Raw genomic sequence first — 11,891 nt, 5'->3', positions numbered from 1 at the left:
ACTATCCTCTCAGAGCCGTTAATGCGGCCCGCATACGTGAAGGGTCCTTGCGTCCGGGTTCGGATTCGAGACCGGAATTGAAATCCACTCCGCCAGGGACACAGGCCGCGACGGTTTCTTTGACATTTTCAGGAGTGAGCCCGCCGGCCAGCAGCCAGGGGCGGGGAGCGTTCAGGCCGCGCAGCCGTTCGGAGCCGATCCGTTTTCCGCTGCCGCCTCCGGACATCCCCGCGTCAAGCAGGAACATTCCGGTTGATGCCGCGTGCCGGTTCATGGTTTCTTCCAGTGCCGCCAGATCGGGATAACGCTCGGGCCACAGTACCCTGATGAGACGTTCGGCCCCGAGCGTGCGGCTCAGGCGATTCGCGCAGGTCATCGACTGATCTCCGTGCAGCTGGATGCGATCCAGCCGAGCGGCGCGGGCGGTTTCCTCGATGAAACGCATGTCGTCGGTCACGAACACGCCCACGCGGAGCATATCCCCGCTGTCCAGCGCGGCGGCCTGTTCCGGCGTCACCGCGCGGGGGCTTTGCGGGGCGAAGATGAACCCGCAGAGGTCCACTCCGAGCGCGGCGGCGCAGTTCAGATCCGCCTGTTCGCGCATCCCGCAGATTTTGATGATCAAGTCGTTCACTGTGGCTCCACTGGAAAATATTGGTGAAAACGGGACGGAAGAACCCAATTCTTTCTATCCTGCCCGCCAATCCCTCTTGAAAGCTCAGATAATCCGTACTCCCTCAAACAGGGATTCGATAAATACAAAAGTCTTTGGAAGAGGAGGGATGGGGGGCTGGGGGAAGGGAGGAGAAAGCTTTTCTCCAGAAAAGTTTCTCCTCCCTTCCCCCGGCGGTTCCACCCCGCACCCCGCTCCCGCCGCACAGCCTGTGATCCGCGCCGTGAGCCTGACCAAGAAGTTCGGAACATTCGTCGCGGCGCACGACATCACGTTCGAGGTGCAGCCGGGGCGTATCTTCGGGCTGCTTGGCCCCAACGGGGCGGGGAAGTCCACGACGTTCAGGATGCTGTGCGGCCTGTCCCGCCCCACCGAGGGCGAATGCTTCGTCGCGGGCATGAACCTGCTCACCGCTGGCGGGGCCGCACGGGCCAAACTCGGCTACATGGCGCAGAAATTTTCCCTCTACGGCGAACTGACCGTGCAGCAGAACATGCGGCTCATGGCGGATCTGTACGGGCTGGAACGGGGCAGGGTGAAGCCGCGTATCGAACAGCTTGTCGAGGCGCTGGATCTGGAAACGTTCCGGGACGTCCGGGCGTTCAATCTGCCGCTCGGGCAGAAGCAGCGGCTTGCCATGGCCTGCGCCACGCTGCACGAGCCGCCCGTGCTGTTCCTCGACGAACCGACATCGGGCGTCGACCCCCGGACGCGCCGGGAATTCTGGAAGCACATCAACGCCATGACCCAGAACGGCGTGGCGGTGCTCGTCACGACCCACTTTATGGAAGAGGCCGAATATTGCGACGAAATCGCGCTGGTGTTTCAGGGCGGCATCATTGCGCGGGGCACGCCCGACGAGCTCAAGGGCAAAGCGCCCGGAGCGGCGAAAAACGGCGGTGCGGCGGACATGACGCTCGAAGAGGCGTTCATCGCGTATATTGAGGAAGTGCAGCGCAAGGGAGGTCACGCATGAGCAATGCCGATCCGGGCCGGGCACGGCCCGTGTTCCAGTGGCTCGCGCAGCTTTTCGCGCTCATGGGCAAGGAGAGCAAGCAGATCCTCCGTGATCCGTCCTCTTATCTGGTCGCGGCAATCCTGCCCATGATCTTCCTGCTGCTGTTCGGTTACGGCATTACGCTGGACGCCGGGGTCATGGACATCGTGATCCTCGACGAAAGCAACAGCCAGTCCGGGCTGCAATTACAGGAAAATTTCGCTCACTCCCCGAACTTCCGGGTCCATCAGGCCCGGTCGCGTTCCGAAGCCGGGCGTATGATGCGCGACAGCGTGATTTCGGGCTTCATCGTCATTCCCTACAACTTTGAGGCGCTGCTCGTTGGCGGGCAGGGCAAGGCGGCCGTCGCCCCCATTCAGGTGATCGTGTCGGGAGGCGAGCCCAACACGGCGAACTTCATACGCGGCTACAGCCAAGGCGTCATCGCCAACTGGCAGCAGACCCGCACGCCCGGCGGGACCATCCGGAAGCAGCCCGTCGACGTGGCCCCGCGCTACTGGTTCAACCCGGCGGCGAAGAGCCGCTGGTATCTGGTGCCCGGCTCCATCACCATCGTCATGACGCTCATCGGGACCATGCTCACGGCCTTGGTCATTGCCCGCGAGTACGAGCGGGGAACGATGGAATCCCTTTTCGCCACGCCCGTGACCCGGATGCAGATCCTGCTCGGAAAGCTTATCCCGTATTACTTCCTCGGCATGTTTTCCATGACCATCTGCGCGCTGGCCGGGGTGTTCCTGTTTGAGGTTCCCCTGCGCGGATCGGTGTTTGCCCTGTTTGTCTTGTCGAGCACCTTCCTCATGCCCGCGCTTGGGCAGGGGCTGCTCATTTCCATTCTCACCAAGCAGCAGCTTCTTGCCGCCCAGACCGGGCTGATCACCGGCTTTCTGCCCGCCGTCATCCTGTCCGGGTTCATTTTTGACATCAACAGTATGCCCGACGCGCTGCAATACCTTACGCTGGCCATCCCCGCGCGGCATTTCAACACGGCGCTTCAGACGGTCTTCCTTGCCGGGGACATCTGGCCCGTGTTCCTTCCGCGCATGGCCTTTATGCTCGGGCTTGGCGCCGCCTTTTTGGTCATCACGTACAGGAAGCTGGTGAAGCGGTTGGATGTGTGAACCTTGGGAGAGGGTTTCCGGAAAAAGGGAGCCCCTCCAGCTTCTTGCCTTTCTCCAATGAAGGGGCAATGGGCGCCGCCTGTTACCGGAGGTCTATTTTATGATGCGAACGCTTCGCCGTATCCTTGCGATTGCGCGGAAAGAGCTGCTAGTGCTCATGGGCACGCGGCAGAGCCGGTTCATGGTGCTGATTCCGCCGGTCATCCAGATATTCATCTTTGCGTGGGCGGCCACGATGGAAGTGAAGAACGTGGACGTGGTGGTGATCAACGAAGACTCGGGGTACTGGAGCCAGGAGGTCATCAGCCGGCTGCGCGGTTCGCCAACCTTCAGGCACATCACGTTCGAGGACGATTTCAAGAAGGCCGAAGAAGCCATCAACCGTCAGGACGTGCTGGTGGTGATGCACTTCCAGAACGACTTTTCCGCCAAAGTGGAGCGGGGCGTGCCCGCCGAAGTGCAATTGTTGCTGGACGGGCGGCGATCCAACACCGCCCAGATTTTGACGCAGTATGTCCAGCAGATCGTACAGGGGCTGGCAACGGCGACGCCCGCTTTCGTGCAGGCCAAGCCTTCCCGCGTCGAGGTCGAGGAGCTGAACTGGTTCAACCCGAACCTCGATTTCCGCTGGTTCATCCTGCCGAACCTGATCGGCACGATCAACTTCTTGATGGGGATGATCATTACCGGCCTGACCGTGGCGCGGGAACGGGAGCTCGGCACGTTCGACCAGATGCTCGTCTCGCCCGCGAGCCCGGTGGAGATCGCCTGCGGAAAGCTGATCCCCGGCTGCGTGGTCGGCCTTGTGCACGGGACCATTTTCTTTTTCTCCATAATCGGGTTCTTCAAGGTGCCGTTTGTGGGGTCTGTGGCGGTGCTGTACGTGACCATGCTGCTGTTCTCGCTTTCGGTGAGCAGCATCGGGCTTATGGTGTCCTCGTTCGCCTCCACGCAGCAGCAGGCTTTCTTGGGGTGCTTCACCGTGGGCGTGCCGTGCATCCTGCTCTCGGGATTCATGACGCCCGTGAACAACATGCCGATGTTCTTACAGGATCTGAGCCAGCTTAACCCCTTGCGGCATTTTATCGTGATTCTTCAGGGGCTGTTCCTCAAGGATATCACCATGAGTGCGGCACTGGACAGCAGCGCGCGGATCGCCGCGATCACGGCGGTATCCATGCTGTGCGCGATCTGGATGTTTACGCGCAAGGCATAGGGCCCGACACGTTGCGTATCGATTCAGGAATGGCTATAAAGAAAAGAGCATGTCGCGCAAGGCGTTGCCGGGGCCCCGCGAAGGGCGTCCGGGAGGCGCGCCGCCGGTAGCAAAGACGCATGGAATAGTGTACGTGAGTTCCACTCAGGGATCAGGCGCAGCCCCTGCCCGGCAGGAACGCCGTCGTCCCTCCACCTTTACCTGAGGAGATACGCTTGGACCGAAGTACGGACAAAAGTTTGTGGGATCGGGTTTGCAACCTGTTCGGAGGCCGCTCGGGCGACTCGATCGAGCAGGCCGTCATGGAAGCCCGCGACGAAGGGGAACTGGACCTCGCCGAAGGCTCCATGATCCTGAGCATCCTGCGCCTTGACGATGTACAGGTGCAGGACATCATGACCCCGCGAACTGATTTCGACTGTATGCCTACGGGCGCACCCGTGAGCGAGGTGGCGCAGTGCATTCTGGAAACCGGACATTCCAGGTTGCCCATCTACAAGGATACGCGCGACAACATCATCGGGATCGCCTACGCCAAGGATCTCATCAGCCTCCTCGTCGATCCGGCCAAGCACCATACTGCGGTGGACGAAATCATGCGTTCGCCCTTTTTTGTACCCGAGACCAAGATCGTGAGCGAGCTGCTTCAGGAATTCCGGTCCCGCAAGAACCATATCGCTATTGCCGTGGACGAATATGGCGGAACGTCCGGCCTCGCCACTATCGAGGACATCCTTGAGGAGATCGTGGGCGACATCGAAGACGAGCACGACGCGCCCAAGGAAGAGGATATCCATCCTCTCGGGGATTCGCGCTATGCGCTGTCCGGCCGCGCCTACCTTGAGGATCTGGAAGAACTCGGCATCAATCTGGAGGCTGACGAGGTGGATACCATCGGCGGCTACCTGTGCCTTGAAGCCGGGCATGTTCCCGAGAAGGGAGAAATTTTCGAGTGCGGCGGCTGGCGGTTCATCGTGGACGAAGCCGACGCCAAGCAAATCCGCCGTGTGATCGTGGAACCCGCCACGCAGGAAGAGAACGGCGCCGAATAGACGGATGAGAAGGCTCCCCCGCAAGGGGAGCCTTCGATGCAGGAAAAGGCCGGAACCCAGCGTTGGGTTCCGGCCTTTTCCTTTTCATCTTGCGGACGGTTACCGGCGTCCTCTGCCCGGTGTTGGAGGTTGCCGCCGGGCAGTTCTGGAACAGTTTTCCTCTGAAAATTTCGAAGGGGTGAATTGAGGAATGGCATTCCGCCGCTCCTCTCCAACAGAAAAAGATATAAAGGAAGCAATGAGCGGCTCGTTCTTTTCTTTCCACACAACGGAACTTCTGCCGCGCTGCCTCCCCACCAGTCGAAGTTTTTGCGGGTGGGGCTCGGGGGGGGGGCGCTTTTTTCAAAAAGCGCCCTCCCCCGCTATATTCACTTCATTTAAAACGCGATTTCATACAGCTGCTGGACAGCGGCGTCGGTCATCTTGCGGGGGTTGGTGAGCCCGCAGGCGTCCTTCTGGGCGTTGGCGACCATCGTCGGGATATCGCTGCGGCTGACTTCCTTGCCGTACCGCTTGGCAAGCTCGGTGATGCTGGCCGGGATGCCCACATCCTGCGACAGGCGGCGGATGGCGGAGATGGCCAGTTCGGCGGCGTCGCGTTTGGAAAGGCCGTCTATGTTTTCATCCATCATCCTGGCGATGTTGATGAATTTGTCCAAATGGGCGAGCAGATTGTACTCTTCCACGATGGGCAGGAGGATGGCGTTGCATTCGCCGTGGGGCAGGTTGTAGAAGCCGCCGAGCTGGTGGGCCATGGCGTGCACGTGCCCGAGGCTGGCGTTGTTGAAGGCCATACCGGCAAGGTACTGGGCGTAGCACATGCCTTCACGGGCGTGGATGTCGCTGCCGTTGGCGACGGCGCGGCGCAGGTTTTCGGAAACCAGCTTGATGGCCTTTTCGGCACAGGCGTCGGTCAGCGGGGTAGCGCCGGTGGAGACGTACGCTTCAACCGCGTGGGTGAGCGCGTCCATACCGGTGGCGGCGGTCAGGGCCGGGGGCATACCCACCATCAGGATGGGGTCGTTGATGGCGACGCTCGGGGTGATGCGCCAGTCGACGATGGCCATTTTCACTTTGCGGGCGCTGTCGGTGATGATGCAGAAACGGGTGATTTCGGAGGCCGTACCCGCGGTGGTGTTCACGGCGAGGTAGGGGGGCATGGCTTTGGTGGACTTGTCCACGCCTTCGTAATCGTGGATCTTGCCGCCGTTGGAAACGACGAGGCCGATGCCCTTACAGCAGTCATGGGAAGAACCGCCGCCGATGGAGATGAGGCTGTCGCATTCTTCTTTCTTGTACAGTTCGACGCCGGCGGCGACATTGAGGTCGGTGGGGTTCGGAACCGTCTCATCATAGATGGCGTATTCCATCGCCGCTTCGTCGAGGATATCCGTAATCTGTTTCAGGATGCCGGTGTGGACGATACCTTTGTCCGTGACAAGCAGCGGCTTCGTGGCATTCAAATAAACGATACGCTCGGGGATAGCTTTTGCGGCGCCTACACCAATAAGCGTAACGTTGGGAATAAAGAAGCCGTCAACTTTTTCAACAATAGCCATTGTGGTATCCTCCACTGTTTATAGATGGGCATAAACAAGGCAAGAAGAAAAGTAGAAACAGAGAAAATATAGAGACCTTCTTATCTCTTTTTTGGCAACGTATGATGTTTCAAAAAACAGGTCAATAGCCTTTTGTAAAATACACTACATGTGAAAAAAGATTTTTTTTGCATGTAAAAGGTGCTTTTTCTCACGAAAGATAAAATATTTTTTCACATAGAAATAGATTGGGCATTCATTCAATTTGTTGATTGAACAAACATGTTCAGAAATGATTTGTGATCGGCAATGAAATAAAGCGAATTGCTCAAATGGATAGTCATGACGCCTATCCGGTGCCGGAGAGAGGGAAGCCGGGGGACGGGCTTTTCCGCCCCGAGAGGGGCTGGAAGGGTCCCGCCGATTTGCAAATGGGCTTGACAACAAAAAATATCCATTGTAGGAGTGACTCCTTTCGGAACATTTACCCACTCCTATGGAGGAAAACAGATGCCAACTATCAACCAGCTTATCCGCGTCGCGCGGAAGAAGGTTGTGAAGCACAAAAAGACCCCGGCCCTGCAGGCTTGCCCCCAGCGCCGCGGCGTGTGCACCCGCGTGTACACGACGACCCCGAAGAAGCCGAACTCGGCTCTGCGTAAGGTCGCCCGTGTGCGTCTCACCAACGGCCTCGAAGTCACCGCGTACATCCCCGGTGAAGGCCACAACCTTCAGGAACACTCCGTCGTCATGATTCGCGGCGGCCGTGTAAAAGACCTTCCCGGTGTCCGTTACCACATCGTCCGTGGTACTCTGGATACCTCCGGTGTGCAGGATCGCCGCCAGCGTCGTTCCAAGTACGGCGCCAAGCGTCCGAAGTCCTAAGCCGCAAAGCTTTCCCGGCAAGAGGTCTGACGGCACATCCGCCGTCTTTGCGAATTTTCGCATCACAGTGTCATGCCATGGGTGCGCGTCCATGCCCCCCCGCAACGGGAGGGGCGCAGTGGGAACACACCAAGGCAGCCCGGGCGGCCCCCGCCTCGGGAAACCGCATAGCACTGCAACCCCTGACGTAACGCGTCCGCGTTACCCGGAGAATTTTCATGCCCCGTAAAGGTCCTATCCCCAGAAGGGAAGTTCTGCCTGATCCGATTTATGGCAGCCGCTTGGCCGCCCGTTTCGTGAACCGTCTCATGTACGACGGCAAGAAGGGCGCTGCCGAAAAGATTTTCTATGGCGCTCTTGAAGTCCTCGCCGAAAAGACCGGCGAAGAAGCGCTGCGCGCCTTCGAAAAGGCTCTCGAAAACGTGAAGCCCCACCTCGAAGTCAAGGCCCGCCGCGTGGGCGGCGCCACCTATCAGGTGCCCATGGAAGTGCGTCCTGACCGCCAGGTCTCCCTTTCCATCCGTTGGTTGATCACCTACGCCCGTTCCCGCGGTGAAAAAGGCATGTCCAACAAGCTCGCCGCCGAGCTTCTGGATGCCTTCAACAGCCGCGGCGGCGCCGTGAAGAAAAAGGAAGACACCCACCGCATGGCCGAAGCCAACAAGGCTTTCGCGCATTACCGCTGGTAGTCGGGGAGAAACATGTCTCGTTTAGCACCTATCGAAAAAATGCGGAACATCGGCATCATGGCTCACATCGATGCCGGTAAGACCACGACGACCGAACGTATCCTGTACTACACCGGCGAAAACCACAAAATCGGCGAAACCCACGAGGGCGGCGCTACGATGGACTGGATGGCGCAGGAGCAGGAACGCGGTATCACCATCACTTCCGCCGCGACGACTTGTTTCTGGCTTGATCACCAGATCAACATCATCGACACCCCCGGCCACGTTGACTTCACCATCGAAGTGGAACGTTCCCTGCGCGTGCTCGACGGTGCCGTGGCCGTGTTCGACGCCGTCGCCGGCGTGGAACCCCAGTCCGAAACCGTGTGGCGCCAGGCCAACCGTTACGGCGTGCCCCGTATCTGCTTCATCAACAAGATGGACCGCATCGGCGCCAACTTCTTCCGCAGCGTGGACATGATCCGCGACCGCCTGAAGGCGAAGCCCGTCTGCCTCCAGATCCCGATCGGTTCTGAAGACAAGTTCGACGGCGTTGTCGACCTCATCAATGGCCGCTCCGTCCGCTTCGAAAAAGAATCCAAGGGCCTTCAGATCACCTATGGTGAAGTCCCTGAGGATCTCAAGGATCTCTACGAAGAAAAGCGCCTTGAGCTGCTGGATACCGTGGCGGAAGAAGATGAAGAATTGATGGAAAAGTACCTCGAAGGCCATGAACTGACCGTCGAGGAAATCAATTCCTGTATCCGCAAGGGTACCATCCGTCAGAGCATCGTGCCCGTCCTGTGCGGTACCGCGTTCCGTAACATCGGCGTGCAGCCGCTGCTCGACGCCGTTGTGAACTACCTGCCTTCTCCTCTCGATATCGATCAGATGGTGGGCCACAACCCCGACAAGCCGGAAGAAGAAATCGTCTGCCCCAGCTCGGACAAGGAACCGCTCGCCGGTCTCGTGTTCAAGCTGGCTTCCGACCCCTTCGTGGGCCACTTGGCCTTCTTCCGTATCTACTCGGGCGTGATCGAAGCCGGCTCCACGTTGTACAACGCCAACACCGGCAAGAAGGAGCGCCTTGGCCGCCTGCTCCGTATGCACGCCAACAAGCGTGAGGACATCAAGTCCGCCGGCGCCGGCGACATCGTGGCCCTCGTGGGCATGAAGCTTGCCTCCACCGGCGACACGATCTGCGACGAAAAGCGCCCCGTGGTGCTCGAATCCCTCGATATTCCGGAACCGGTCATCGAAGTCGCCATCGAACCCAAGACGAAGACCGACCGTGACGCTCTCTCCGCCGCGCTCAACAAGCTGGCGAAGGAAGACCCGTCCTTCCGCGTGAAGGGCAACGAAGAGACCGGCCAGACCCTCATCGCGGGCATGGGCGAACTGCATCTGGACATCATCGTTGACCGTCTGGTCCGCGAGTTCAACGTGAACGCCAACGTCGGCAAGCCTCAGGTTGCCTACCGCGAAACGATCACGAAGCCCAGCAAGTCCGACCTGAAGTACGCCAAGCAGTCCGGTGGCCGCGGCCAGTACGGTCACTGCGTGATCGAAGTCGAGCCCAACCCGGAAAAGGGTTACGAGTTCGTCAACGCGATCACCGGCGGCGTGATTCCGAAGGAATACATTCCTTCCATCGACAAGGGTATTCAGGACGCCCTGAAGTCCGGTGTGCTCGCCGGCTTCCCGGTTGTGGACGTGAAGGTCACTCTGGTCTTCGGTTCCTACCACGAAGTCGACTCCTCCGAACAGGCCTTCTATGTGGCCGGTTCGATGGCCATCAAGGACGCCATGAACAAGGCGACCCCCGCTCTCCTCGAACCCTACATGGACGTGGAAGTGGTGACCCCCGATGATTACCTTGGCGACGTGATGGGCGACCTCAACGGTCGTCGTGGTCGCGTGCAGTCCATGGAAGCCCGCGCCGGCGCTCAGGTTGTCCGCGCTCAGGTTCCGCTGTCCGAAATGTTCGGCTACGCCACGGACCTGCGTTCCCGTACGCAGGGCCGCGCGACCTTCACGATGCAGTTCCACCACTACGAAAAGGTGCCTGCGGCTATCGCTGAAGAAGTCAGCAAGAAGGCTGCGAACTAAACCATACGATAAGATGCGCCTCCGGCGGCAAGGGGGCATCATGCCCCCTTTGCCCCCCTCGGCGCGGTCTTTGAAAACAAACACCCCGGACGGTTTCCGTCCGGGGTGTTTGTTTTCAAAGACCGCTTTTCACTCGGCAGCCGTTCCCTTTTCAGAGGCAACGGCCGCACTTGTTTTTTGTCCATCTCCGAATCTCTACCGCTTCTTCTTGCGGGCCGCGTTCTTTTCCGGCGTGGCGGGATGTGATGTGATTTGGGGATTGTCCTCGGGTTCAGGAGGAAGCGGTGGAGGGTTGGGGGTTCCGAGGTATTTGAGGAAGAAGGCGGCGGATTCGGCGGCCATTTTTGCCTGTACGGCCTTCCGGCGCGAAGGGGAGACGGCAAGGCACATTTCAGGAAGCGTCTGATCCAGATTGCCGCCGCAGGATGACATCAGGCTGGCTGTATCCGCATCGGGCAATACGCCAAGCTGCGGAGGCTGGGGCATGGCGCTCAGGAGGCGTTCCGCGTGCTGAAGGGTATAGAGAGGCGTCCTCTCGGCACGAAGCAGCAGAAAGGGAATCCGGATGCGGGACAGGCTGGCGGGAGTGAACATCATGGCATAGGAAGGGGAAACGGCGGCTGCGGCGCGGACACGCCTGTCGCGGTAGGGTGCGGAAAGGTTGGGAGTGGTGGAAAAAGCCCCCATGCGCTGCCGTGCCCACGGCGTGCAGTATGGATCGGCGTTTTCTTCCTTTCCGGCGCAGTAGATGGGCCAACCGGTCGCGTCCAGCCGCGCTCCGGCGATGAGCATGGCTGCCGTGCCTCCGGGGCCGACGCCAAGGACGCCGATGCGATCGGGATCGATGAGCGGTACCGTCTCGGGATCGGCTAGGGCGATGTCCAGTGCCTGTGTGAGCTGCTTGGCCCGGTCGGTCACCTGCACGGGCATGAAAAGGGCTCCCATGTCGTCCACATTGTCGCCGGGATGCGTGAAGGCCAGGACGACAAAGCCGTTGCGGGCGAGTTCCGATGCCAGTTCATGCAGGGAAAAGCGTGAGCCCGCGCTGTCATGGGAGAGCAGGATGAGAGGGTGTTTTCCTTCCACGGGAGGCCTGCCGCGTGCGGCGGAGAAGTTCCAGTCTCCGTAATTGACCTGAAAGGGCGCGGAACGGCTGGGGTACCAGACGGCGAAGTCCAGACGCACGTTTTTGGCTGGATCCCAGATGCCGAGGGTTTTAAAGCCCGGTTGAAGAGGCGCTGCATACGCCGTGCAGGTCAGTATGAGGAACGCGAGCAGGAAAAAGAGAAAACGGCGCGTCACGATGGCTCCGGTATCTGCTGAGGAAAGGGAACGCGGTTCCCTTTGAGGTTTGTCGGGAAGGGCGGGGCGAAAGTCCCCCGTTGCGTTTTGGCACCCTACCGTGAATGATGAGAAAAGGGAATTGCGGAGAAGGTGGCAGGGGGAACGGGCGGCTCGCCTTTTCATCAGTACGGGTCGGCCCGGTCCAGAGTATTCCATCTTTGACCTGTATGCTGCTTCAAACGGTAATCCGCCTTGGGGAACGCTGGAAACAGGGATTGGATAAACACGAAAGTCTTTGAAGTGGAGGGGGTGGGGTTTGGGGAG

General features: G+C 59.7%; 10 protein-coding genes. 7 read left to right on the top strand and 3 right to left on the bottom strand.

Going from position 1 to position 11,891, the window contains the following annotated elements; translation table 11 throughout:
- Nucleotide 1: 1 nt before the first annotated feature.
- Nucleotides 2-634, bottom strand: a complete 633-nt coding sequence (locus T370_RS0109025; protein ID WP_029435529.1) for a phosphoribosylanthranilate isomerase — start codon at nt 632-634, stop codon at nt 2-4.
- A gap of 262 nt (nt 635-896) precedes the next feature.
- Here T370_RS0109025 and T370_RS0109020 point away from each other — a divergent pair, with 262 nt between their 5' ends.
- From T370_RS0109020 to T370_RS0109005, 4 genes are all read left to right on the top strand, one after another.
- A complete protein-coding gene (locus T370_RS0109020; protein ID WP_232281229.1) occupies nt 897-1,649 on the top strand; it encodes an ABC transporter ATP-binding protein in 753 nt (250 codons plus the stop codon).
- Nucleotides 1,646-2,812, top strand: coding sequence for an ABC transporter permease (locus T370_RS0109015; RefSeq protein ID WP_029435527.1), 1,167 nt, complete (start codon nt 1,646-1,648; stop codon nt 2,810-2,812). Before T370_RS0109020 ends, T370_RS0109015 begins: the two co-directional genes overlap by 4 nt.
- 100 nt (nt 2,813-2,912) lie before the next feature.
- The gene (locus T370_RS0109010) at nt 2,913-4,028 is read left to right on the top strand and encodes an ABC transporter permease (RefSeq protein ID WP_005027862.1); all 1,116 of its coding nucleotides are present in this window, start codon (nt 2,913-2,915) and stop codon (nt 4,026-4,028) included.
- A gap of 215 nt (nt 4,029-4,243) precedes the next feature.
- Entirely contained in the window at nt 4,244-5,080 is an 837-nt protein-coding gene (locus T370_RS0109005) for a hemolysin family protein (RefSeq protein ID WP_016360606.1), read from the top strand.
- Between the two features lie 377 nt (nt 5,081-5,457).
- Here the strand turns inward: T370_RS0109005 and T370_RS0108995 are convergent, their stop codons facing one another.
- The gene (locus T370_RS0108995) at nt 5,458-6,639 is read right to left on the bottom strand and encodes an iron-containing alcohol dehydrogenase (RefSeq protein WP_005027860.1); all 1,182 of its coding nucleotides are present in this window, start codon (nt 6,637-6,639) and stop codon (nt 5,458-5,460) included.
- Between the two features lie 489 nt (nt 6,640-7,128).
- Between T370_RS0108995 and rpsL the strand changes: the two genes are divergently transcribed.
- The 3 genes from rpsL (at nt 7,129) to fusA (ending at nt 10,283) form a co-directional block, all read left to right on the top strand.
- On the top strand, nt 7,129-7,503 hold the full coding sequence (rpsL, locus tag T370_RS0108990; RefSeq protein ID WP_005027859.1) for a 30S ribosomal protein S12: 375 nt from the start codon (nt 7,129-7,131) through the stop codon (nt 7,501-7,503).
- Nucleotides 7,504-7,721: 218 nt separating this feature from the next.
- On the top strand, nt 7,722-8,192 hold the full coding sequence (rpsG, locus tag T370_RS0108985; RefSeq protein ID WP_005027858.1) for a 30S ribosomal protein S7: 471 nt from the start codon (nt 7,722-7,724) through the stop codon (nt 8,190-8,192).
- Nucleotides 8,193-8,204: 12 nt separating this feature from the next.
- Nucleotides 8,205-10,283, top strand: a complete 2,079-nt coding sequence (fusA, locus tag T370_RS0108980; protein ID WP_005027857.1) for an elongation factor G — start codon at nt 8,205-8,207, stop codon at nt 10,281-10,283.
- A gap of 195 nt (nt 10,284-10,478) precedes the next feature.
- Here the strand turns inward: fusA and T370_RS0108975 are convergent, their stop codons facing one another.
- Nucleotides 10,479-11,585, bottom strand: coding sequence for an alpha/beta hydrolase family protein (locus tag T370_RS0108975; protein WP_029435526.1), 1,107 nt, complete (start codon nt 11,583-11,585; stop codon nt 10,479-10,481).
- Between the last annotated feature and the right edge of the window lie 306 nt (nt 11,586-11,891).

The sequence above is a fragment of the Bilophila wadsworthia ATCC 49260 genome (genome assembly GCF_000701705.1).
Classification (GTDB): Bacteria; Desulfobacterota; Desulfovibrionia; order Desulfovibrionales; family Desulfovibrionaceae; genus Bilophila; species Bilophila wadsworthia.
This window is presented reverse-complemented; position numbering and strand designations above follow the sequence as displayed.